This is a genomic window from Pseudoalteromonas rubra (assembly GCF_005886805.2).
Taxonomy (GTDB): domain Bacteria; phylum Pseudomonadota; class Gammaproteobacteria; order Enterobacterales; family Alteromonadaceae; genus Pseudoalteromonas; species Pseudoalteromonas rubra_D.
In genome coordinates this window covers 1,853,034-1,875,724 of the sequence record NZ_CP045429.1, presented here as the reverse complement: position 1 = coordinate 1,875,724, position 22,691 = coordinate 1,853,034, and the positions used below count along the sequence as shown (strand labels likewise).

The 22,691-nt window shown below is 46.0% G+C and carries 23 protein-coding genes; 10 read left to right on the top strand and 13 right to left on the bottom strand.

What is annotated here, in order from left to right; genetic code table 11:
• The first annotated feature begins 77 nt into the window (after nt 1–77).
• From CWC22_RS08105 to CWC22_RS08085, 5 genes are all read left to right on the top strand, one after another.
• Nucleotides 78–377, top strand: a complete 300-nt coding sequence (locus tag CWC22_RS08105; RefSeq protein ID WP_125561487.1) for a YciI family protein — start codon at nt 78–80, stop codon at nt 375–377.
• A gap of 79 nt (nt 378–456) precedes the next feature.
• Nucleotides 457–708: a PepSY domain-containing protein gene (locus CWC22_RS08100; RefSeq protein WP_138539710.1), complete on the top strand. Its 252-nt coding sequence runs from the start codon at nt 457–459 to the stop codon at nt 706–708.
• 3 nt (nt 709–711) lie between these two features.
• Nucleotides 712–1,386: a response regulator transcription factor gene (locus CWC22_RS08095; protein WP_125561491.1), complete on the top strand. Its 675-nt coding sequence runs from the start codon at nt 712–714 to the stop codon at nt 1,384–1,386.
• A complete protein-coding gene (locus CWC22_RS08090) occupies nt 1,380–2,717 on the top strand; it encodes an ATP-binding protein (protein ID WP_125561494.1) in 1,338 nt (445 codons plus the stop codon). The genes CWC22_RS08095 and CWC22_RS08090 overlap by 7 nt, the downstream gene beginning before the upstream one ends.
• Nucleotides 2,701–3,126, top strand: coding sequence for a hypothetical protein (locus CWC22_RS08085; protein ID WP_125561496.1), 426 nt, complete (start codon nt 2,701–2,703; stop codon nt 3,124–3,126). Before CWC22_RS08090 ends, CWC22_RS08085 begins: the two co-directional genes overlap by 17 nt.
• A 29-nt stretch (nt 3,127–3,155) precedes the next feature.
• On the opposite strand, the gene CWC22_RS08080 is transcribed toward CWC22_RS08085, so the two are convergent.
• On the bottom strand, nt 3,156–4,190 hold the full coding sequence (locus tag CWC22_RS08080) for an AI-2E family transporter (protein WP_010385498.1): 1,035 nt from the start codon (nt 4,188–4,190) through the stop codon (nt 3,156–3,158).
• Between the two features lie 203 nt (nt 4,191–4,393).
• On the opposite strand from CWC22_RS08080, the gene CWC22_RS08075 reads away from it, so the two are divergent.
• Complete coding sequence (locus tag CWC22_RS08075) at nt 4,394–5,290, top strand: TIGR01777 family oxidoreductase (RefSeq protein WP_138539711.1); 897 nt, start codon at nt 4,394–4,396, stop codon at nt 5,288–5,290.
• A 48-nt stretch (nt 5,291–5,338) separates the two neighbouring features.
• On the opposite strand, the gene CWC22_RS08070 is transcribed toward CWC22_RS08075, so the two are convergent.
• The 7 genes from CWC22_RS08070 to CWC22_RS08040 form a co-directional block, all read right to left on the bottom strand.
• Nucleotides 5,339–6,667 carry an IS4 family transposase gene (locus CWC22_RS08070; RefSeq protein ID WP_195879859.1) on the bottom strand — a complete coding sequence of 443 codons (1,329 nt, stop codon included), beginning with the start codon at nt 6,665–6,667 and terminating at the stop codon, nt 5,339–5,341.
• A gap of 121 nt (nt 6,668–6,788) precedes the next feature.
• A complete protein-coding gene (locus CWC22_RS08065) occupies nt 6,789–9,473 on the bottom strand; it encodes a DUF349 domain-containing protein (protein WP_138538794.1) in 2,685 nt (894 codons plus the stop codon).
• The gene (locus CWC22_RS08060; protein ID WP_125561503.1) at nt 9,463–9,744 is read right to left on the bottom strand and encodes a YeaC family protein; all 282 of its coding nucleotides are present in this window, start codon (nt 9,742–9,744) and stop codon (nt 9,463–9,465) included. The genes CWC22_RS08065 and CWC22_RS08060 overlap by 11 nt, the downstream gene beginning before the upstream one ends.
• A 2-nt stretch (nt 9,745–9,746) precedes the next feature.
• Nucleotides 9,747–10,073, bottom strand: a complete 327-nt coding sequence (locus tag CWC22_RS08055; RefSeq protein ID WP_125561505.1) for a hypothetical protein — start codon at nt 10,071–10,073, stop codon at nt 9,747–9,749.
• 202 nt (nt 10,074–10,275) lie between these two features.
• Nucleotides 10,276–12,009, bottom strand: a complete 1,734-nt coding sequence (locus tag CWC22_RS08050; RefSeq protein WP_125561507.1) for an alanine/glycine:cation symporter family protein — start codon at nt 12,007–12,009, stop codon at nt 10,276–10,278.
• 66 nt (nt 12,010–12,075) lie between these two features.
• The gene (locus CWC22_RS08045; protein ID WP_138538793.1) at nt 12,076–13,203 is read right to left on the bottom strand and encodes a M14 family metallopeptidase; all 1,128 of its coding nucleotides are present in this window, start codon (nt 13,201–13,203) and stop codon (nt 12,076–12,078) included.
• A 212-nt stretch (nt 13,204–13,415) separates the two neighbouring features.
• Nucleotides 13,416–14,861, bottom strand: a complete 1,446-nt coding sequence (locus tag CWC22_RS08040) for a glyceraldehyde-3-phosphate dehydrogenase (RefSeq protein WP_125561511.1) — start codon at nt 14,859–14,861, stop codon at nt 13,416–13,418.
• A gap of 333 nt (nt 14,862–15,194) precedes the next feature.
• Here CWC22_RS08040 and CWC22_RS08035 point away from each other — a divergent pair, with 333 nt between their 5' ends.
• On the top strand, nt 15,195–16,001 hold the full coding sequence (locus tag CWC22_RS08035; protein WP_138538792.1) for a DUF2989 domain-containing protein: 807 nt from the start codon (nt 15,195–15,197) through the stop codon (nt 15,999–16,001).
• Between the two features lie 39 nt (nt 16,002–16,040).
• On the opposite strand, the gene CWC22_RS08030 is transcribed toward CWC22_RS08035, so the two are convergent.
• Both CWC22_RS08030 and CWC22_RS08025 read right to left on the bottom strand, forming a co-directional pair.
• The gene (locus CWC22_RS08030; RefSeq protein WP_138538791.1) at nt 16,041–16,628 is read right to left on the bottom strand and encodes an MlaC/ttg2D family ABC transporter substrate-binding protein; all 588 of its coding nucleotides are present in this window, start codon (nt 16,626–16,628) and stop codon (nt 16,041–16,043) included.
• A 205-nt stretch (nt 16,629–16,833) separates the two neighbouring features.
• Nucleotides 16,834–18,534, bottom strand: coding sequence for a putative bifunctional diguanylate cyclase/phosphodiesterase (locus CWC22_RS08025; protein WP_230090633.1), 1,701 nt, complete (start codon nt 18,532–18,534; stop codon nt 16,834–16,836).
• Between the two features lie 127 nt (nt 18,535–18,661).
• On the opposite strand from CWC22_RS08025, the gene purM reads away from it, so the two are divergent.
• Genes purM through CWC22_RS08010 form a run of 3 tightly spaced genes read left to right on the top strand, consistent with a single transcriptional unit; the run spans nt 18,662 to nt 21,088 of the window.
• Nucleotides 18,662–19,714 (top strand): phosphoribosylformylglycinamidine cyclo-ligase, encoded by a 1,053-nt coding sequence (purM, locus tag CWC22_RS08020; protein ID WP_010385511.1) that lies wholly within the window; start codon nt 18,662–18,664, stop codon nt 19,712–19,714.
• Nucleotides 19,714–20,376 (top strand): phosphoribosylglycinamide formyltransferase, encoded by a 663-nt coding sequence (gene purN, locus CWC22_RS08015; protein WP_138538790.1) that lies wholly within the window; start codon nt 19,714–19,716, stop codon nt 20,374–20,376. Before purM ends, purN begins: the two co-directional genes overlap by 1 nt.
• A complete protein-coding gene (locus CWC22_RS08010; protein ID WP_138538795.1) occupies nt 20,327–21,088 on the top strand; it encodes a DUF3108 domain-containing protein in 762 nt (253 codons plus the stop codon). The genes purN and CWC22_RS08010 overlap by 50 nt, the downstream gene beginning before the upstream one ends.
• 87 nt (nt 21,089–21,175) lie before the next feature.
• On the opposite strand, the gene CWC22_RS08005 is transcribed toward CWC22_RS08010, so the two are convergent.
• The 3 genes from CWC22_RS08005 to CWC22_RS07995 form a co-directional block, all read right to left on the bottom strand.
• Complete coding sequence (locus CWC22_RS08005) at nt 21,176–21,940, bottom strand: class II glutamine amidotransferase (RefSeq protein ID WP_010385515.1); 765 nt, start codon at nt 21,938–21,940, stop codon at nt 21,176–21,178.
• A 264-nt stretch (nt 21,941–22,204) separates the two neighbouring features.
• Entirely contained in the window at nt 22,205–22,378 is a 174-nt protein-coding gene (locus CWC22_RS08000) for a hypothetical protein (protein WP_171045092.1), read from the bottom strand.
• A 58-nt stretch (nt 22,379–22,436) separates the two neighbouring features.
• Nucleotides 22,437–22,691 (bottom strand): hypothetical protein, encoded by a 255-nt coding sequence (locus tag CWC22_RS07995; RefSeq protein WP_138538789.1) that lies wholly within the window; start codon nt 22,689–22,691, stop codon nt 22,437–22,439.

The following is a 22,691-nucleotide window of genomic DNA, read 5'->3' as shown; positions in this document are numbered from 1 at the left end:
TCAGTGGTTCCGGCATTTACACACGGGGTCAGTTCAGTCTATGATAGGCGCAAATAACACAATAATTTTTACATCCTATGCTTTACATGATCTACTCAACTGATGTTGAAAACTCTTTGCAGAAGCGCTTAGCAGCACGCCCAGCACACCTGGCCAGACTGAATGAGCTTGATCAGCAACAGCGCTTGTTCGCCGCCGGCCCTCTGCCCGCCATCGACAGCCCAGATCCAGGCGAAGCTGGGTTTTCTGGTTCGTTAGTTATCGCAGAATTCGATTCCCTGGCGCAGGCCGAAGCATGGGCTGCAGAAGACCCCTATATCGCAGCGGGTGTTTATGCCAACAGTGTCGTCAAGCCATACAAGAAAGTGCTGCCTTAACAAGTTCAGCATGGGTTAAGTCGTTTTCCAATAGCCTGTGCGACAAGATGTTAAGCAACCCTAACCGTGGAGCTTTTAAATGCAGTTGCCAAGATGTCTTGCGATCATATTAGTGTTCTGTTTGCTGGGTGCCCAGCCTACTGAAGCTTCTCAAAAGCAAGATACGATAAGCAAAAAGCAAGCTGTTAAACTTGCAACCGACCAGTACTCAGGTAAAACGCTCAAGATCTCCAAGCGAGGAGACTATTACGTAGTGAGAATTTTGCTCGATGACGGCCGGATCATAGATTTAAAGGTTCACCAGGTGACGGGCGAAGTGAAGAAGGACTAAACAATGCGAATTCTTGTAATAGAAGATGATATACAACTGGCAGAAAACCTGCGTACAGCGCTGGAAAAAGAGAAGTACAGTGTTGACTTGTGTCACGATGGAGAAAATGGTCTTTTTCACTTAACTGAGTATCCATTGGATTTAGCAGTTGTCGACCTTGGCTTACCTAAACTGGATGGTATAGAACTCATTCGCCAGGCACGCGCCAAAGGCATCAAGTTACCTATTTTGATCCTCACTGCACGTGATCGCTGGCAGGAAAAAGTCGAGGGGCTGGATGCCGGTGCCGATGACTATCTGACCAAACCCTTCCATACAGAAGAGCTGATTGCCCGCTGTAATGCCCTGATCCGAAGGAGTGCCGGACAAGCAAACCCGGAGATCTGCATTGGTCCGGTAAAAATACATACGCGTTCTCAGCAAGTATGGGTAGAAGACAGAGAGCTCACACTCACTGCGTATGAATACAAAGTACTGGAATACCTGATGGTCAATCCACTCAAGGTGATTTCAAAATCCGAGTTGACCGAACATATTTACGACCAGGATTTTGATCTTGATTCAAATGTAATCGAAGTGTTTGTACTCAGACTGAGAAAAAAACTAGATCCAGACGGTACGCTTAACCCCGTTGAAACACTCAGAGGCCGAGGCTATAGGTTTAAAAACCAGTGGTAAATCGCGCTCAAATTTCTCTTAAAATAAGGCAAGGATTTATCCTTGTCTTTGTTCTTATCGTTGCACTGCCTGCACTGTTTTTCTCAATCGGCCGTGCCTATTACGCCACCCTAGTCGACGCCACAGAAAAAACCCTGGAAGCCCATCTCTACTCGCTTATATCTGAGGTTGATTTCGTGACCATGGAGATGCCCAACAGCATTTTAGCACCTGAATTAAATCGACTTAATTCAGATACCTATGCACTTATTTATCAACAGAATACGCTGGTTTGGCACTCTGAGTCGGCTATGAATCTAACCGTTACACCGGACATTTCACAAAGTAAAGCCGGCGCGGCGGAATTCGAGCGGGTTGAGTACAATCAGGAGCTCTACTGGCAACTCAGTATGACGGTCATTCTGGGCAATGCCAGTCACTCACAACAGGCCAAATTTATATTACTGAAGAAAAACTCTGCCCTGGTTGCGCAAATGGCCCAGTTTCGTAATACCCTGGTCAACTGGATGTTGGTAATGGGCATTATGATAGCGGCGCTCATGGCGCTGGGATTTATCTGGAGTGCAAGGCCCCTGCAAAGGCTGGATAAAGAAATAAAAGCAGTCGAGGCAGGCGAAATTGATAAAATTAGTGGGCTCTACCCTGTTGAACTCAATACCATCAAAGCCGACCTGAATTTACTGCTGGACTCGCAAAGAAGGCAGAAAGAACGCTACCGAGCTTCACTGAGCGACCTTGCTCACGCACTCAAAACCCCTCTGGCGGTACTAAAATCAAGTCCGCTGGCAGAAAACGCCGACGCTCAGGAGCAGCTTGATCGCATTAATGCCATGATTGAACATCAGCTGAAACGTGCCGCATCGGGCGCATCGGACACCTGGAAAAAACAAACTCAGGTGCAACCTGTGGTCAGTGCTATCCTCAATGCCATGAACAAGGTCTATCATGATAAGCAGATCAAGTTTAGTTCTGCGTGTCCAGAAGAGGCCGCATTTTTGGGTGATAAAACCGATCTGATGGAAATTTTAGGTAATTTGATCGACAATGCATGTAAAGCCTGCCAGTCGCAGGTTGATATCAACGTGAAGTATAATCAAAGCAAAGGCGTGCGTTTTATCATCAGTGACGATGGCCCAGGCATCCCTGAACAGAACAGAAGCACCCTGTTGCAACGTGGGACGCGCCTGGATACCTATGAAAATGGCCACGGTGTTGGCATGGCCATTGTATCCGACCTCGTCTCTTCCTATCACGGAAGCATAGACATAGATTACAGCCAGCTGGGCGGTGCCCAGTTTACAATAGAATTTAGTTATGAACAGAACCAATAAAACACTGTGTTTCTTATCATTGTTAACGCTTAGCGTGTCTGCACAAGCAGCCAGGCTGACTTTACAGCAATGTGAGCACCTCAATTCGGATCATCCTGAAAAAGCCAAGCGCTACCTGATGTGCCTGGATGGAAATATTGAGTTGCTGGAACGTGAAAGAAAAACCTGGGTAACTAAATTGGTGATGGACACTGAAAACCTGCAAAAAGAAACCGGCAACTCTCAACTACTGCCCATTATCCAGCGCAGCTTTATCAATCAGGAAAGATACATGGAGGACGCCTGTCGCTGGCGCTACTTAAAGCAAATGCCTAACGCTACCATGGCAGCCAAGATATACAAACGCTGTAAAATAGAGTTTATCAAGCAACACACACAGGAGCTGCAGGCCGACTTTATGATCCAGTAGGCCTGCTTCTGAATGCCAGATAACGATTATTATCTGGCATTTTGCTGCTCTTCACCGCCTAGCATTGTTGCAAGCCAACGCCCATCTTCACTGTTTTCAAGGGCTATTTTAACTACCATAGTTAAAGGCACTGATAGCAGCATACCCACAGTACCCAACAACCAGCCCCAGAAGATTAAAGACAAAAACACCACCAAAGTACTCAGGCCAAGTCCTCGGCCCATAAAGCGCGGCTCGACAATATTTCCCATAATGGTATTAATACTGATATACCCTGCTGCCACAATCGCGCTGACCATAGGGCTGTGTGTCACCAGCGCCAATAACACCGGAGGGACCGCCGCAATAATTGAGCCTATATTGGGAATATAATTCAATAGAAAGGCAAACACACCCCAGAGCACAAAGTAATCAACATCCAGCACCCAAAGAAAAACCGCTGCAAGAACCCCCGTTGCCAATGACACCAAGGTCTTAATAGCCAGATAGCTGTTTATCGAGTCCAAAAAGCGATCAATCTGCTTCATTTTCATATCCGGGTCATCTAGTGCAAGGTGCACCTTGGTGCTGATCATGGGCGCTTCAAAAAGCATAAATACCACGGTCAGCAGGATCAGAAAGATGTTGGCCATCACGCCGCCAAACCCCGCCAGCATATTGGTCGCCACATCAATCATCTTACCAGGGTCAAACAACGCAATAAGCTGTTGTTTATCAATTAAGATATTATATTGGGCCGCCATATCAACAAACCAGATAAACTTGCTTCGCAACGCTTCCCTGTATTGCGGTAATTGACTCGAAAAGTCATTTAACGATTGGCCGACCAAGCCTGTCAGGCTCATACCCATCAGCATGACCATCATGATGATCAAGACAATTGCCAGCCCTTTAGGAATACGATAATTGGCAAAAAACTTCAGAAGTGGATTACATATAATGGCGATAAAAGCTGCTAAAACAAAAGGGACAACGATGTCGTTAGCCAGTTTTATTCCGGCTAAAACAATGAACAATGACGCAATAACGACTAAGCTTTTAGTGATCCCAGACAATGAAGACACGACTTTTCCTTACATTAACTTTGCAAAACCCCATTATAAAAGCGGGGGGATGGCACCGGGTCGCTGCCATAAGCGCATTAATTTAATTATTGCCCGGCGACTTCATTGTAACGGAAATTTGCATCAAAGCACGAAGAACTAACAAATTGATCGACAATGCAATACGCTGAGTATAAACACTAAAATATTAAAATGGACTATACATGAAGGTATTAATTACAGGTGCCACCGGGCTTATCGGGTCAGAGTTGTGCAAGTTTCTATTCAATAAACATAAAATCATTGCATTGACACGCAATATTGCCAAAGCCCGGCGCTTGCTGGACAGCAAAATTGAACTCGTTGACGATCTAGACTTGGTCAACTTCAATGAACTGGATGTGGTTATCAACCTGGCAGGTGAACCCATTGCTGACAAACGTTGGACTGAGCAACAAAAAGCCCGGATCATGGACAGCCGCATTTTGCTTACCGAAGCGCTCAGCGCGCGGATCCGCAATTGCGACACGCCACCGCATACCTTTATTTCAGGCAGTGCCATTGGCTACTACGGCAGACAGCCGGCAACGGTTAAGGTGGGCGAAGACTTCGACGACCCCTATCCGGAGTTTAGTCATCAATTGTGCAAAGACTGGGAAGCAAAGGCTAACTCAGCCCACAATGAAGCCACCCGCGTTTGTATAATCAGAACCGGAGTGGTGCTATCTAGGCACGGCGGTGCGCTGAAGAAAATGCTGCCTGCCTTTAGGTTTGGTATGGGTGGACCCATGGCCAGCGGTGAACAAATGATGTCCTGGATCCATATTGACGATATAGTGCAGCTCATTTTATTTTTGATTAAACATCAGGATCTATCCGGAGTGTTTAATGCAACTGCGCCAGCCCCGGTATCTAACAAAGAGTTTGCCGAACGCCTGGCCATCACTTTAAGACGTCCAGCCATGTTTACTATGCCAGAATTCGTGCTCAAGGCACTGTTTGGTGAAATGTCTGAGTTACTAATATACGGACAGCGCGTACTACCCCGCCGGGCACTTAAAGCAAATTACCGTTTTCGCTACCCCAACTTGGATGAAGCGCTTCAGCAATTGTTTCACTGATGTTGGTGTGGTTCAGAAATAAAAAAAGCGCCTAGCGGCTAATGCCGATCAGTTAAGCTGACTGGCATTGTTTTTTCTAGCTGGGTACTTACTTGGCTTTGGTTTTATGGCTCGAGGATAGACCCGATCTTCTCGTCGTGTCGGCAGCTCAAAGTGACCCAATGTTTGTATTAACATCTCATAGTGTTTTGGGATGTTTCCCGGGCTGGCGAGGGGGAGTCGCCCTAAGTAACTTAATATCGCGTTGGCGCAATTACTAAAGCTTAATTGGTTGGCCCATATTCCTTTACGAGATGCCGCTTGAGTCATCACCTGACGCAGCAAGTTGTACCCCAGGAGTAAGCCCCACAGCTCTTGCTCAACCATATCTGATTTTTTGCTTCTTAGCGTATATTCATTGTTTAAAAGTGTCTGCTTGATTTCTCTATAACCCAATTCTATTTCCCAGCGGTGGCTGTAAAGCTCAACTATTTCTTCTCCAGGAAACCTCTGTGCATCTATCATCGATGTGAGTATTTGATATTCTTTGTTTTTAATTTTCTTCGTCACTAGCCGAGCTTCTACATAAGCAGGTAAATCAGGTGATTGCTTATGAGATTGTGGAGTTGTTTTCAAGCGCACCAACTTGTCTAAGCGACCATTAGATTTAATCACTTCAAACTGAAGCCCTTTCTTAACCGGTATTAACCAGTGCCTCTGCGTGCCATGTGTTTGCCATTGGTGGAGTAGGTTTAGTGAGTAGAACCCTTTATCGAACATCGTGAGGCTGTGGTCTGGCGTGGTGCCAACTAATTTGTCTGCCAGCTTCATTTCATTGGTTTTATATCCGCTGAACGCACTGCTGATAAGTTGATGGCTGGTCAGCTCCATATGACACACCATCCGAATTTGGGGAAAAGCGGTTTCACCATGCTGATTGCTGGGGGAACCAAAACGTTCACGATTTTCAGGCGTGTCTTGAGCTCGCCAAGTAACACCGTCGACGGCCAGAAGGTTTAACCCGCACCAAGTTTCAAAGTTTGCTTGCTGATAATAGTGCGCAGCCATCATTTCAAAGGCATTTTTGACACTGTCTTTACCGAGTCTTCGCCTCCCCTGAACAAGTGCGCTTGGGGCGATTAATTTGTTATCTCCAGGCAGAGCAATTTCCATGTGGGAAGCTAAATCCCAAACTGACTGTTGGCGAAAGAAGCTCATACCAATCACAGTCCACATCACAGCCTCAAGTGGAAGTCTGCGTTTTCTGATAGTTGCAACGCCAGCGCGTTGAAAGGCTTGCTCCAGTATTTCTGCATCCAGAAAGTGATTAAGCTTTTCAAAGGTAACACTTTCGGGCAGTTGCTCAAACGCACTGCAAAAGGCTTGTTCTAAAGACATAAAAAAATCCAATATCAGAAATGATATTGGATTTTGAAGCCTTTAAAAGATCGGTCAACTGATCTATTTAATTCTTAACTGATCGGCATTAGCCTAGCGGCGCTTTTTTTTATCTGTTCAATTACGCGGTTAACACCTTAATTAAGCGCGCCTGCTCAACCTGCTCATTGTCACTGACTACCTGTGACAGGTAACAAGTCAGATAATACTCAAGCGACTGAGCACCACCTTGTAGCTTGGCTTCTAACAAAGCAACCTGCTCTGTCATTCGTGCCTTTGCACAAGAGTCCGGGGACTCATTATTGGTCATGATTTCAAGGCGCAGCAACAACTGCTCAGCAGACAGCCCTGAGTCATTGCCCCTTAACCAGTTATCCGATGGTCTCTCACCCGCACGCACAGCTTCTACCAGTTCATTGAACTTTTCACGACTCTGAGCTGAGAAAAGTTCATTTAATTTGGCTTCTACCTGCTCCAGAAGCTGCTGTTTGGTTTTTCTCAGTGGACCAAGCACGTCTGTTGCAATGATGGCTTCTTTTACACTCAGCAGCTCTGACTGCGTCTTAGCATCGATCATTTGACTGTCTAACTCACTCAATAACTGACGCTGCTGCGCTTCTTGTGCCTGAGCTTGTTCACGCTCAGCATTTTGCTGCGCCTGACGTTTATCAAACACGGCATCATTGTGTTTTCTGAACTCCTGCCACAATGTGTGTTCCTGCTTGGTGCCAGCAAAGCCAATTTCCTGCCAGCGCTTTTGCAAGCTTTTCAAGGTGTCACAAGCTTGCATGACATCTTCCAACTCAAGTTGAGCCTGTGCTTCTGTCACCAGTTGTTGCTTCAGCTGAGCATTGGCCTGGTGGCGAGATTTTAACAGCTCATTGACCTGAGTATAGGCTTGACGATAACGCGTATTAAGTGCCTGATAAGTCGCTGCATCTAAGCTGCCTGCACCACGCCATTGCTTGTTGATACGGTTAAACGCGCTTTCAACCTGGCGCCAATCAGGCTCTGCTGTTTGCGCCTGCTTCATCAGCTCTGTCATTTGACCAACCAGCGCCTCACGCTGCTCGATGACTTTTTTGCGCTGTGCATCTTGCTCTGCAAAATAAGCACGACACGGGGCAAATAGCAGCTCAATTTTCTCATCAAACTGAGCAGCCTGCGCTTTTTCTTGATCGCTTTCTACACGTCCCAGCTCATTCCAGCGTACGCGTAATAACTTTACCTGCGCTGCACGAGATTTAGGGTCAATCTCTTGCTCTGTGAGCATGTCATCCAACTGTTGCAGCAACTCAGCGCGCTTCGGCTGAGACGCATATTTTTGCCAGTCCTTAAGCTCTTCGAGCGCTTCACTCAAAGTCGTATGCTGTTTGGCCAGTTGCTGTTTATATCCTTCGCTCAGCAAGTCATAGCTCTCAATGAAACCATTAAATACGCCGAACGCGACATTAAAACGACCCTGATCCAACAGTCGCTGTACGTCTCTTGCCTTCTTGCGCGCTTCCTTAAGATGCTTTTCCTGCCCATCAACCAGAGGTTTCATGCTCTGATTAAATTGGCCACTGACAGCTTTAAGCTGCTCTGAAGCTTGTTTTTTCAACTCCCCCGGCAACTGGCGTAACTGAGTCTGAGCATGCTGGTAGGCTTGTTTTTGCTGCGCCATAGTGGCATCCAACTGCTCAAGCGCTTCACTCGGAGCTATCTCGGCCAGCGCTTTCAGCGCATCATCGAATTGCGCTTTCGCACTGACAAGTTCAGGCAAACTCTCAAGTTGTCTGGCACATGCACGTAACTTTCCAAGTAGACTCTGAAGCGGAGCATCAGCTTGATAAGGAGAGGCCTCTAAGCGGCTCTGAAGCTGCGATAACTGTGCTTTTAAAGCTTCTTGAGCAGACAAGTTCAAGGCATCAACGGCGCTTGACAGAGCTTGCTCCAGTGCCAGGTAATCGGACTCAAATTCACCGATCGCTTTAGCTTTATTGGCAGCCTGTTCAGCTTGTTGCTGCGCTTGATCAAACGCCAACTTTAATGCGTCACGGTGCTTACCCAGTTTTTCCGAGATAGTGGTGAATTTTTCCTGATTGACCTGCTGGGCTTCTTCACTTAGCCACTGCACTTCCAGTGCCTGCCATTGCGCAAGTAGTACATCAGACTGATTAGCAACCACCTGGTAGTCCTGTTTGTCACGCAATGCGTTGAGCTTGGCCAAGACCAGTTTTGCTTCCTGAGCGACCTGCTCTGGCATAACCTGGCTCAGTCGCTGTTGTTCCAGGGTCTGCTCAAGCGCAGTAAGAGCCTCACCCTTAGCGGCTTTTAGCACGGTTTTTTCTAGCTGATACTGAGCGATCAAAGGCAATAACAGGCTCTGGAGTGCCTCGTTGCCTTCTTTAAATGCCTTTTCAATCAGCTTGGCATTGGCAAGACGCTTTAATAACTTGGCTTTTTGCTCGTTCGCAATATCACTAAAAGCCACCTTTTCCAGCGTTTTTGCCGGTGCGTAACGATCGATGTACTCATCACGAATTGCCTTGCTCAGCGACTGTGAACCGGATAAAACTGCCTGAGAGATATGCTGCTCGGCCAGTTCTTTCAACTCCTGGTCTTGCTTATACACCTTCCACCAAAGACTCAAATCATTGATTTTATCCAGCACTTTTTTTCTGATCTGACTTGAGTCATCTTCAAGTGCCAAGGTCTGTAACACCTCAGCGTCTTTGCTCATGTCCAGTTTATCGATTGCGGCTAATCGCACCTGTGTTTTCGGGTGCTTCCATTTAGGGGTAAAAAGGTTTTTAAAGATCATTTTCACTAAACCTGGCTATTTCATTTTCTGCTTTAAATTCTTGTTGTAACTCACGTTTTGACTTTTGCACCATTTCACCTTCTTTGTTGATGGTGAACTGCTCAGTGCTGTTCGCGACTTTTGCCTGATATAACATGACCAACTGAACGGTTTGTTCTTTTTGTGCGTCACTCAGTGGTGTGCCATCCGGCCAGCGTCCAGTCGCGGCGCCATACTGCAATCGCTCATAAAGTTCCGGAGTAATATTTTTAACTAAACTGTCTATATTCATGTTCACTTTTTCTTTTTCAGTACGACTAAAATCACCCGATTAACCAAATACCAAACCAAGCCTACGCCAATTGCGCTCTTGGCCGCCAGCATTTCTAATGTCCCTTCTACCGGCTGCTGCCAATATAAGTATAAAAACCCACCCAGAAACAAAATCAGTGCCAGAAATGAATAATTCATGATGGTCTGCTGTTTCTTAATTCGCCTGCGAACTGTTTCTCTGTGCAAAGACTCTTCATCCATATTCGCAAGATCAAAATCACAGTGTGGGCAGGTTTTGTGCATAGAAGAAATGGGCTTGTTACAACTGGGGCATTGGGCAATCGCCATACTCGAGTGACTCCTAACGAAAAACTAGCATTTACACGCCGGTCACCTTTAGAGTGCTGAACCCAGTGTGCTTAGTGTCATCTTGATTGAACAAAAGGCCTGCTGGCATATCAAGCAACAAATAAGCGCAAAAAGGTATGACTGCTTCTAAAAGAGTAAGACCAAAAAATAAGGCGCCATGTGGCGCCCTATTCTACTTGGTTTATTCAGGTTTGTCTTTTTGGAAATGCATAGAATTGTCTTTTTGTACCTCAACATTTCCTTCCGAGCTACGTTGCTCTTTATCGAACTTATCCCAGTACTCGTCAATAGACTCTTTCATTTCTTTACGAAGTAGCATAATCCCGAACAAGTTTGGTAGTGTCATTACTACTATCCCAACTGCTGCGAGCTTCCAGATCAATGTAGTATCAGCAAATGATGCCCAGAAAAAGCCCGCGACATAGAACACCCTATACGGCATAACAGAACGAGAGCCCAGCAGATAAGTCATAGCTCGGTCACCATAGTATGACCAGGCGATCGCTGTGGAAAACGCAAACAACAACAGACCGATTGAAACAATATACTGACCGCTATCACCAAAGAAGCCACGGGTGAACGCTTTCGTTGTAAGCTCAGCAGAGTGCACCAAAGACTTACCTTTAATACTGATACTGGTATCAACTAGCATGCCTTTGTTGACTTCAACCGTACCTGTGTAACGATGCTTATCGGTGATGCCAAAACGAATGTCTTCACCGATCGAGCGCGAATGGATCACCGTGAAGTCTTTATTCACAGCAACCCCTTCGACTACTCGGATATTTCCGTTGTAGGCCTCAACGCTGTGACCATCAATACCATTGAGGTATTTGTACAACTCTTCCCGGTCGCTGTCGTTTGATTCAACATAGTTGCCCTGAACTATCGTCATTGACGAACGCTCAAAAGTGGTCTCGAATTTTTCTGTCCATACACCGGATGACAAAATCACCAAGCCTGTCAGCGTACAGATCACTATGGTATCGATGAAAGGCTCCAAAATAGACACCATGCCCTCTGATACTGGCTCATCAGCTTTGGCTGAGGCGTGCGCAATCGGTGCCGACCCCTGACCAGCTTCGTTAGAGAATAAGCCACGGTTTACACCCCGGTTAAAGGCATAGGCAAAAGACGCACCCAGGAAGCCACCAACCGCAGCCGAACCACTAAATGCATTAACAAACACGGCAGAAAAAGAGGGGATGATGTTTTCAGCGTTATAAAGAATAACCGCCAGTGCACCGATAATGTATACAGCAGCCATTAAAGGCACAACCCGAGAGGTAATCGCAGCAATACGCTTAATACCACCCAGGATAACCAGGGCAAGTAGGATAGACAGTACCGCACCGGTAACCATAGGCTGGATGTTAAAGGTTGCCTCCATACCCTGCGCGATGTTATTGATCTGCGGCAAACTGCCCGTACCGAACGAGCTGATAACCGTCGCAATGGCAAACAATACAGCAAGCCACTTCATATTCAGGCGACGATCCATATAGTACATGGGACCACCAGCCATAGTGCCATCTTCTGCTTTAGTACGGTATTTGTGAGATAAGGTTACCTCAACGAACTTAGTCGTCATACCGAAAAATGCGGTCATCCACATCCAGAATAAAGCTGCCGGACCACCAATTGAAATGGCCAGTGCAACACCACCGATATTACCGGTACCTACCGTGCCTGACAGGGCCGTGGACAACGCCTGGAAATGCGTGGTGTCCCCCTCCTGTCCTTTCTTGTCGTATTTACCCGTCACAATTTTGCACGCATGCTTGAAATAACGGATCTGTGGGAATTTTAAGTACAGTGTAAAAAATAAACCCACCCCAAGTAATACATAAGGGAACCACCAGGAGCCCCCCAACAAGGCATCCAGACTATCCAGAAAACTTCCTAACGCGTCCACGACTCTTCCTCTTTCTCGTTGTTATTATATGCGACAGGCAACCAATGAGGTTGCCTGCGATGATGTTTATCTCAGATTATCCACCACGTTTACGATGGCGGCTAAGGTATCCTGACCAAACTGATATGAACGGCGATCAGACCAGCCATAATGCGGATCAGGTAAATTAGCATTGTCCTTAAATGGCATCTCAATGGTGTATGCAAGCGCTTTAAAGGCTTCACCTACCGCACAAGAAGCCACCGTCAGATTAGCCTGACCTGGCTCATCTTTAGGGTAGCCAAACTCATCCTGAAACTCAGGAGTGATAGTTAATAAGGCTTGCTTAAACTGCTCTTCCAACGACTCAAGACGAGCATCATAACTTGGGATCCCTTCACTACCTGCAACGAAGTTGTATGGCAGCGCTTCATCACCATGGATATCAAGGTACAAATCCAGCCCCGTTTCATGCATCTTATTCAGGACATGGTACACTTCAGGCGAGTTTTCAAGTGATGGCGTTTGCCATTCACGGTTCAGGTTCACGCCTTTCGCATTAGTACGCAAATGGCCACGCACACTGCCATCCGGGTTCATATTTGGCACGATATAAAACACCGCTTTTGATAACAGCGCTGCTGCATGCGGATCTTCATCATCCAGTAGTTTGTGTAACAGACCCTCTACAAACCACTCAGCCATGGTTTCGCCTGGGTGCTGACGTGCTGTGATCCAGATTTTTTTCTTTTCATCACCCGGCTCACCGATGCACAATAAACTGATGTCACGACCGTCTAGTGTTTCACCTAGAGTTTCAACCCGGCACGCATCATGACTTTGGGCCCAGTAAACCAGATCCAAATGACGCTCGTAGCTATACGGCGCAAAGTAAGCAAAATAAGTGTGATGACATTCAGGTTCAAAGTCGATAACCAGCTGGCCATCCTGATAAGTACTCGGCACCCGGAACCAGGTTTGTCGGTCATAGGAAGCAACAGCCTGATAATCATCCCACCCTTCTGGGTAGGCTGAATTTTGCAGATTATTAATATGAAGTTTGTGTTCTACAAATGGTGTTGATTCGAGACGAAAGTGGAACCATTGAAAGAATTCAGATTCGTTGTCGTGGTTAATTTCCAGCTGAATGTCGAGTGGAGCCTCAGCAGAAATCACTTTGATATTTCCGCTGTCAAAATTACTGGTGATCTTCATCATATACCCTAAATAAAAAAACCATCTCATTGCGCCAGGTGTTATGTACAGAGCACTTAACAGCGCAGTACATAGTCAAGGAACTTTGTTTTAACCTTGATGATTTTTGTTAGTGATTTGTAGCAATAAATCAGCTGCAAGCCTAACACACCTGGTGCGAGACAAAAACAAAAAAAGCCAGCAATCGCTGGCTTTTTTAGACAAACCGAGAATTAACGCGGCAGGCTTGGGAATTCTACCTCAGCCATGTCACGCATTACACGTACAACCTGACAGCTGTAGCCAAACTCGTTATCGTACCATACGTAAAGTACCACACGATCACCGTCAACGATGGTAGCTTGTGAATCAACCACACCAGCGTAGCGGCTACCAACCAGGTCAGTTGATACAATTTCAGTTGACGCTGTGTAATCAATTTGATCACGTAATTCTGAATGCAAAGATGTGTCACGCAGGAACTCGTTTAGCTCTTCTGCGGTCGTTTCTGCTTTCAGGTTCAGGTTCAAAATAGCCATAGAAACGTTTGGCGTAGGAACACGGATTGCGTTGCCCGTTAATTTACCTGCCAGCTCTGGCAATGCTTTTGCAACTGCTTTTGCAGCACCAGTAGACGTAATAACCATGTTCAGTGCAGCACTGCGACCACGACGCTCAGCTTTGTGGTAGTTGTCGATCAGGTTCTGGTCATTGGTGTAAGAGTGAACCGTTTCAACGTGACCGTTCTTAATACCGAACTTGTCATTCAACGCTTTCAATACTGGTGTAATGGCGTTTGTTGTACAGCTTGCTGCAGAAACAATTTTGTCTTCAGACAGAATGTCAGCATTGTTAACGCCGTATACAACGTTCTTGATGTCGCCTTTCGCAGGGGCAGTAAGAAGTACTTTAGACGCACCTTTAGATTGTAGGTGTTTACCTAAACCATCTTCGTCTTTCCACACGCCCGTGTTATCTACAACTAGTGCGTTCTCAATGCCGTACTGTGTGTAATCTACTTCTTCCGGAGAGTTAGCATAGATGATCTGAATGTAGTTACCGTTTGCTTTGATAGCGCCTTTTTCGTGATCAACAGTAATTGAACCGTTGAAAGGACCATGAATTGAATCACGACGTAACAAGCTTGCACGCTTCTCAAGATCGCCATCGCGACCACCACGCACAACAATTGCACGTAAACGCAGATCAGCGTGAGAGCCACCGCGCTCAATCAATAGACGAGCAAGTAGACGACCAATACGACCAAAACCATACAGTACCACGTCGCGAGGGGCCGGACGGTTGCCTGTATTTAGCAGTGCAGACAGCTCAGCATTGAGGTATTCCTCAATTGAGCGACCTTCGCCTGCGTTCTTGTAAATATATGCATAGGCTAGTTTACCTAAGTCAACACGGCCTGGAGCCAGTTCCATCTTGCTGATTGCTTCTAAGAATGGGAAGCTCTCGCGCAGACGCAGTTTAGTTTCTTCAAAACGCGCGACTGTTTTATGGGCTTTAATAACATCGATAGTGCTGGTGTTAACAAGAGGACGGCCATAAACCGCAATTTCTACACCCAGATTACGATACAAACGACCGATGATCGGTTGCATGCTTTCTGCGTAGTCTTGACGTTCTTGCCAGCTGTTTTGATATTCTTGCTCGTGAGATAAGGTCATTTTTTCTGCCTAATAAACAATTTTTGAACGGATAGCCTAACCGAGCCTGATGTATTGCATAATTTGAGAGTCAACAGGCCCCAAGGCAGCGACATTTTAATTTAATTGGCTCGGATTCTCCACCATTTACTGACAATTGTTGCTGTAAAATTAACTGCACAGTTAATCTCAACGCAGATTTTCAGGTTCAGAACCCACACAACACAAGAAATTCTGCGCTAATCTGCCAGGCGCGTGATCCCTTGCTACACTTGACCTAAATAAAGGGTGTCCAGAATTGTCGAAATTGGTACTATACGCAAGCAACAACAAAGACTTGGAGTACGGATAACAATGAGGTGGTGGCTAATATCAAGCCTGTGTATCACAACAGCACTGCTCAGTGGCTGCGATGACACGATAACGCTGAGTAAAATTTGCTCGGATACACCGGGGTTTTGCGAAGACCTCAATAAAGACAGTCATTGCAAAGAAGAGCGTGCATCAGTCATATTCTCACGTTACCGCGAATACAAAGCGCCAACTGACGAGAATAAATACACGCTGCTAAAAGATTTTGAACAGTATAATGAGTGTGTTTCGCTCGCCGCACAAATTGAACACATCAAACTAAAAGAAAAAACCACATCACGGGTTGAAGGCCATCTCACCAGCCTGAAAGAAATGACGCGCATCTATCAGGACACGATTAATACTGAACATCCGGGCTTACTTTACTATCACTGGTCCCGACGCAACAACCGCATGGCATTAAACAAGCTACTTAATATGCAGGATCAGGAACATGTAAAAAGTGATCGGGAGATACAACTCTTTTTGGCAACCTTCTATGCCAAGATTGATGACGACAAGACCATAGACATTTTATATCGTGTATTGGAACTGAATAAAGCGGGCGAAACCCCAGACCCGGAAGTATTCGCGAGTCTGGTCAGTATTTTTTACAAACAACAAAAATATAAGCATGCTTATACATTTGCCCGGGTGGCGCAGCTATCTGGCTTTGAGAATATTGATATTCTGCCTGTGGAACATAAACTTTCTGCCAGTGGTAAAGACTTAGGTGCACTGGATACGCTGGCTACAAAAACCTGGGAAGAAATCAGTAATGGAGAATTCCTCTCCCCGAGAAACTTTTAATCTGTATCTTAACAAAGTGGCCTATACGGGCCACTTTGATTAGCTTTTAGCATTAAGCTCCGCCGTTACCTGCGCTAACCCCACCTCAGAGATCCGTACAGAAATTTCTTTTTGCTTAGCACTTAACAGGGAGATCCCCTCTGCGACCAGATCGTATACGCGCCACTCACCTTTGCTACTTTTGCGAAATTTAAAGTGGATGTCGATGTCCGGACCTGAAGGCTGTCTCACCACAGCTTTGACCGTAGCATATTTACTTTTGCTGTCAGTGGGCAGGGCTTCGAACGTCACTTGCTGTCCTTTATATTGCATCAGTGCACTGGCGTAGCTCACTTCAAGATAATGCTCAACAGCAGCAATAAACGCCAGCGCCTGCGGTTTGGTTAACCCTTTTATATGCTTACCCAATAACTTGTATGACACAAAGCGAATATCAATGTGTGACATCAGATGTGCCTTAACGATCTGGCGCATTTCCAAAGGGCTGGCATTGCCATCCTGATTAACAGCTTTAATGTCAGAAAATAGTGAGTCACCTACTTCATGGATTAACTCTAACGGTGGTTTTGATGCCAGAGTCAGTGATGAAAACAGCAACAGAAAAAGTCCAGCAATTAATTTGTTCACGTTCGTTCCTCGATACTTGAAAAAATGACGTCCTGGTCCAGCCCCGCCAGAGCTATGGGGGTCGGATGGTGCGAGATTAATAATGTAACGCTAAAACGCGTCTGAATGTGTGAGAAAATGTATGAAAATATATCGGATTCAGTAGCCAGTCAGCATACCTCTGCGGACCCTATTAAACTTTGCGATTAAAGAGTTACTGGGAAGGTTACCGCTTAAGTACTTTTTTCACCATACGATGAGAATGTAACCACTGTTTTGCGCTATTTTTCTCCAGAGCTTCACTTATATAGTAGCCTTGTAAGTAGTGACATCCTTTACTGTTGAGATAGGCTGCGGTTTTACTGTCCTCCACCCCTTCAGCAACCACCGAACATCCCAGGCGATTCGCAAGGTAAATGGTTGTTTCGACTATGGCCTGATCTTTGTCACTGTCCAGGCAACTACTCACAAATGAGCGGTCAATTTTGATCTGGGAAATAGGCAGCTCTCTGAGCATTGAAAAGGATGAAAACCCGGTGCCAAAATCATCTATGCTCACCGCAAACCCCATATCAATCAACACGCCTATCATATACCTGGCCTGCTCAACATCAACCATCACCATACTCTCTGTTAATTCGAACACAATACAACTCGGCTGGATTTGATATTTAGATTGCAGCTCAACCAGTTGATTGATGAGGTAACGGCCATGAAAGTCCTGGCAAGACAGATTTATGTGTATCGTGACTCCCGGCTCTATGGTCAAAAAGTTATCCAGATCTTTAAATACCTGTTCAATGACAAAACTGGTGATCTGCTTGATGTAATTGTTTTTCTCAGCAATGGGGATAAACCGCAGCGGGCTAATGTATGAGCCCGGCCCGTCAGTCCAGCGCAATAGGGCTTCCAGCCCATGCACTTCGTTATTGTGCCCACACACCAGTGGCTGATAAAACACCTTGAGTTTTTTCTCGCTTAAAGCCACTTTTAAGGCATTAAACAGTTCGAACTCTGCTGACACGCCGTCGTGCAGCGCCTGATCAAATATCACAAGACTTTGTCGGCTGTTTTTGGCCGCATACATGGCAATATCTGCATGCTTCATCAGCTCTGTGACAGAGGACTTTTCTTCGGCATCAAAGATACGCGCACCCGCGCTATAGAAAACATCCACGTGAACCTCATCGATCACCAGACCATCATTAAAGGCCTTCAACAGGCCATTGTTGAGTGAAAACAACTTAGTTTCGCTTGCCGCATCCGTCACAATAACGAATTCATCGCCTCCCATTCGATAGACTTTGCTGCCCTGTTTGGCTAGTGAACGCAATTTGCCAGCAAAGGCAACCAGCAGCTTGTCACCAAAGAAATGGCCCAACGCATCATTTACCTGCTTGAAGTTATTAATGTCCAGGAGTAAGACGCTAAACGCTTTGCCTTGCTGTATGCATTGCTCCACAAATTTAGTGCACTGCTGGCGGTTCTCCAGTTCAGTTAAAGAATCATGCCGGGCAAGGTGACGCTCGCTTTGTGCAATCTCCTGCAACAGCAACAAACTGGAGCGGCTTAACTGTACAACCACAATCACAAATACCGCGCCCAGTATCAGGATCACTGACAGACCAAGCACCATGGGGGAAGCATCGGCGGTGCGATACACATGATAAGCAAAGGCCAGGTATCCGCATACAAAGAAAAAGATCAATGCCAGCAAAACGCGCCAGCCGCGATTTTGAGTGATCTGGCAGATCTGTAGTGCCGGCAGCAGTGCCACCACCAGCAGCAAGAACCCAACTAAGATGAAACTTAAGCTCAGGCTTTCCACATAGATCACATTCACACAGACTAAAATGTAAAGAGTATAGTGAAGAATCCCCCACCCTGCGCGATTGATAACAGGTACAGCCAAGCGCCGACGATGCATTTGTAGCCACTTCTGACACGCGATATCTGCGTGTATGGGAACCAAATCGACTAGCCGCACTCGTGCATTTGATGTAAAATACGCGCGTTTCTAAGCAAATCCATTATGTTATTTTTGAGGAAAACCTGTGAGCGAACAAAAACAGTCTCTGAGCTATAAAGACGCAGGCGTTGATATCGATGCGGGCAATGCATTGGTTGAGCGCATTAAAGGGGTAGTTAAAAAAACGCGTCGCCCTGAAGTGATGGGCGGTATTGGCGGCTTTGGCGCATTATGCGAACTACCAACCGGATATAAAGAGCCTGTCTTAGTTGCTGGCACAGATGGCGTAGGCACTAAGCTGCGTCTGGCCATCGATTTGAAAAAACATGATACCGTAGGTATCGACCTGGTTGCCATGTGTGTAAACGACTTAATAGTTCAAGGTGCTGAACCCCTATTTTTCCTTGACTATTACGCAACTGGTAAACTGGATGTTGATACTGCTGCTGACGTAGTGACAGGTATTGGCACTGGTTGTGAGCAAGCTGGCTGTGCCCTGATCGGTGGTGAAACTGCCGAAATGCCTGGCATGTACGAAGGCGAAGACTACGACATGGCTGGTTTCTGTACTGGTGTGGTTGAAAAGTCTAAAATCATTGACGGCACCAAAGTCGCCGAAGGTGATCAGCTGATCGCACTGGCTTCAAGCGGCCCACACTCAAACGGCTACTCGCTGATCCGTAAAGTACTGGAAGTTTCTGGTGCAGATACCAGCGAAGAGTTTGCAGGTAAGCCTCTGGCAGAGCATCTGCTCGAACCAACCCGTATTTACGTTAAGCCTATTTTGGAACTGCTTAAAGAAGTCGATGTGCATGCACTGTCTCACATCACAGGTGGTGGTTTCTGGGAAAACATCCCGCGTGTATTACCTGAGTCAGCAAAAGCCGTTGTAAAAGGCGACAGCTGGGAATGGCCTGCTGTATTTAACTGGTTACAGGAAAACGGCAACATCAGCACCCATGAAATGTACCGTACGTTCAACTGTGGTGTGGGCATGATCCTGGTTGTTCCTGCTGATAAACTTGCACAAAGCTTGGAAATCCTGAAAGCACAGGGCGAAAACGCCTGGCACATTGGTGAAATTCAAGCTGCAAACGCAGGTGAAGAACAAGTTGAAATCCTGGGCGGTGCCGAGTAATGGCACCCGAACGATCTCCAATTCGAATTGTTGTGCTGATCTCAGGTAGTGGTTCTAATTTACAAGCCATTATGGACAGTTGTCAGCGCAACGAAATCAATGGCGAGATCTGTGCCGTCATCAGTAATAAAGCAAATGCTTACGGGCTGCAACGCGCCCAGCAAGCGGACATTGACACGCAAGTATTAAGTCATAAAGACTTTGACAGCCGTGAAGCCTATGACCAACGTTTAGCACAATTAATTGACTCTTATAATCCAGATTTAGTTGTATTAGCTGGATTTATGCGTATTCTAACTGCTGACTTAGTGCAAAAATTTAAAGGAAAAATGTTGAACATTCATCCTTCCTTGTTGCCTAAGTATCAAGGGCTGAATACCCACCAAAGAGCGATTGATGCAAAAGAAACGTTTCATGGCGCCAGTGTTCACTTTGTGACAGAAGAACTAGATGGTGGACCGGTCATCGTACAAGCCAAGGTGCCAATCCTGGCTGACGATACTGCGCACACGCTGTCACAGCGGGTTCATGAACAAGAACATATAATCTATCCTTTGGTGGTCAAGTGGTTCAGCGAACACAGACTAACGATGGAAGCAGACTATGCCGTTTTTGACAATCAACCCCTTCCAGCTCAAGGCGCAACCTACCCAGAAGAATAAAAAATACAGCGCTTTACTATTTGGTTTAAGCGCTGTTTTCTCTTCTTCCTTATTGGCCAGTGATTTGGTTCCCTACCGCGCAGAGTATGATGTACTGCGTAAAGGCTCAGTGCACGGCAACGCCATCAGAGAGCTGTCAAAAGTCTCAAACGACACTTACTCCCTGAATTACGAAAGTAACATCGAATGGATGATTTTCTCCGACGAACGTACAGAAAACTCACTGTTCACTTACCATGATAAGCACCCCAAACCTTTGCTTTACACACTCAAGCGCGAAGGCACCGGGCCAGACAAAAGCTACAAAATCCGCTTTGACAGAGACAACAAACAGCTGTTTAAAGACAATGAGAAATACCCCATCAATGCCGACTGGAACGAGCAGCGTCATGATGTTCTGTCTTATCAGATAGCCCTGCGCAACGATGTCAAAGCCGGTAAAACCAAAATGAGTTACCCCATTGTCGATAAAAAAGGCAATGTGCGTAGCTATGACTTTGAAGTGGTTGGCACCGAAGCCATCACCCTGCCCATTGGCAATGTCGAAACCATTAAAGTGAAACGCCTGTACGACAACGATAAGCGTCAGGCAATGGCCTGGCTGGCACCGGCATACCACTACTCTGTGGTGCAAATGTTTAAAGGCAAAGATGGCGTGGAGCAGTTTATGATCCAGCTAAAGAGCTTTGATGCAGAAAAATCGGCTGAGTAATATCCCAGCAGTATAAAATAAAAAAGCCCTGATCATCAGGGCTTTTTTATGTCATTCATTTCGTGAACTGGCTTTTCGGGATGAGCGCTAGATTTTCTCACCCAGCTTAAACAGCACAGACTCGCCGGGTTCCATCTTGTTCCACTGCTCATCATTCGTCAGCGGCCGGGTTGCAATCACAGTCACCACGTCATCCGGGGTCGTTTCTTTTTGAAAGTCCACCACCATATCCGCATCGATTAACGTCGCTTTACCAAACGGCGCGCGACGTGTGATCCAGTGCAGATTATTAGAGCAATACGCCAACACAAACACCCCGTCGGTCAGCAGCATGTTAAACACTCCTTTGTCCATCAGGGTTTTTGCCAGCTTAGCCGCATAACGAAACACAGAGGCCATGTTTTTGGGCCTTTTCGGATATTTTTCACGGATCTTGTCCAAAATCCAACAAAATGCCAGTTCACTGTCGGTATTTCCCACTGGCTTATAAAACTCAGTGGTCAGATCTTTATAGTTAGACAGCTGACCATTGTGTGCATAAGTGATCTCCCTGCCCCACAGCTCACGGGTAAAAGGGTGAGTATTCTCAAGACACGTTCTGCCCCGGTTGCCCTGGCGAATGTGGCTGATCACCGACACACTTTTAATCGGATAGGCTTTCACCAATTTGGCAATTTCCGACTGACAGCTTGGCTCTGGGTCCTTAAACGTCCGACACCCTTTACCCTCATAAAAAGTGATCCCCCAGCCATCTTTATGCGGCCCGGTATTCCCTCCACGCTCCAGCAACCCGGAAAAACTAAAACAAATATCCGTGGGTACATTGGCAGACATGCCCAAAAGTTCACACATAGAATAAAAAGCCTTTAAATATCAAATATATCAACCTGAGACATTCTCTTTCTTACTTTCTAGTCTCAGTGTTGGTCACAGTTTAGATAAGCCGTGACCACATTGCCTGTGAGCTAAATTTTATCACCAAGTGGCAGAGGGTACCAATGAGTAATCCGGGGTTTTGCTTCATCTTGCCCTTGTAAAGCGACTGTCGAAAAGAAGTGTCTCCAGACAATCAGGTATTTGCTTTACATGTGATTCGAAGTTCGATTCCATTGTTGATTATTCGTCCAATTCCTCGTCCATCTCTCTAAACTGAATAAAGGTGTGAGGAGGCTCATGATAGACTTCAGCCACCTGACTTGGCTTCCAATCATCACCCGTCACTACCTCCGAATCAAAGGGTACAGATTTTTCTATCGCTTGCAGGTGTTTTATCAATTCAGACAGTTTCATTTCACCTCCTTCTCTAGTTCAATTGTAGTCGGATCAAACTTTAAATATTTAAATCCAGTTAAGTTAATGGAAGTTGCCGCCTTTCTGGCATCACTTTTTTGGGGAACAAAGGGATTCTTGCTGCAATCAACTCAGAAACGCACTTATCATGGTCTAGTATTATGTCAGCGATACCTGACTGATCGATCTGAACGCCATTCCTGCTGTTAAGCTCCTCAGCCCTAGCGTAACGAATGTGACCAACGTCTTGAAACTCCCCTGTTTGGAAATTATAAAACTGTAATTCTCTGGATATTTTTACAACTGTCCACAC

Excerpts from the sequence above, each read along its gene's own strand:
- CWC22_RS08105 (WP_125561487.1), top strand. The coding sequence starts at position 78 with ATGCTTTACATGATCTACTCAACTGATGTTGAAAACTCTTTGCAGAAG.
- CWC22_RS08100 (WP_138539710.1), top strand. The coding sequence starts at position 457 with ATGCAGTTGCCAAGATGTCTTGCGATCATATTAGTGTTCTGTTTGCTG.
- CWC22_RS08095 (WP_125561491.1), top strand. The coding sequence starts at position 712 with ATGCGAATTCTTGTAATAGAAGATGATATACAACTGGCAGAAAACCTG.
- CWC22_RS08085 (WP_125561496.1), top strand. The coding sequence starts at position 2,701 with ATGAACAGAACCAATAAAACACTGTGTTTCTTATCATTGTTAACGCTT.
- CWC22_RS08075 (WP_138539711.1), top strand. The coding sequence starts at position 4,394 with ATGAAGGTATTAATTACAGGTGCCACCGGGCTTATCGGGTCAGAGTTG.
- CWC22_RS08070 (WP_195879859.1), bottom strand. The coding sequence starts at position 6,667 with ATGTCTTTAGAACAAGCCTTTTGCAGTGCGTTTGAGCAACTGCCCGAA.
- CWC22_RS08065 (WP_138538794.1), bottom strand. The coding sequence starts at position 9,473 with ATGATCTTTAAAAACCTTTTTACCCCTAAATGGAAGCACCCGAAAACA.
- CWC22_RS08060 (WP_125561503.1), bottom strand. The coding sequence starts at position 9,744 with ATGAATATAGACAGTTTAGTTAAAAATATTACTCCGGAACTTTATGAG.
- CWC22_RS08055 (WP_125561505.1), bottom strand. The coding sequence starts at position 10,073 with ATGGCGATTGCCCAATGCCCCAGTTGTAACAAGCCCATTTCTTCTATG.
- CWC22_RS08045 (WP_138538793.1), bottom strand. The coding sequence starts at position 13,203 with ATGAAGATCACCAGTAATTTTGACAGCGGAAATATCAAAGTGATTTCT.
- CWC22_RS08040 (WP_125561511.1), bottom strand. The coding sequence starts at position 14,861 with ATGACCTTATCTCACGAGCAAGAATATCAAAACAGCTGGCAAGAACGT.
- CWC22_RS08035 (WP_138538792.1), top strand. The coding sequence starts at position 15,195 with ATGAGGTGGTGGCTAATATCAAGCCTGTGTATCACAACAGCACTGCTC.
- CWC22_RS08025 (WP_230090633.1), bottom strand. The coding sequence starts at position 18,534 with ATGCATCGTCGGCGCTTGGCTGTACCTGTTATCAATCGCGCAGGGTGG.
- purN (WP_138538790.1), top strand. The coding sequence starts at position 19,714 with ATGGCACCCGAACGATCTCCAATTCGAATTGTTGTGCTGATCTCAGGT.
- CWC22_RS08005 (WP_010385515.1), bottom strand. The coding sequence starts at position 21,940 with ATGTGTGAACTTTTGGGCATGTCTGCCAATGTACCCACGGATATTTGT.
- CWC22_RS08000 (WP_171045092.1), bottom strand. The coding sequence starts at position 22,378 with ATGAAACTGTCTGAATTGATAAAACACCTGCAAGCGATAGAAAAATCT.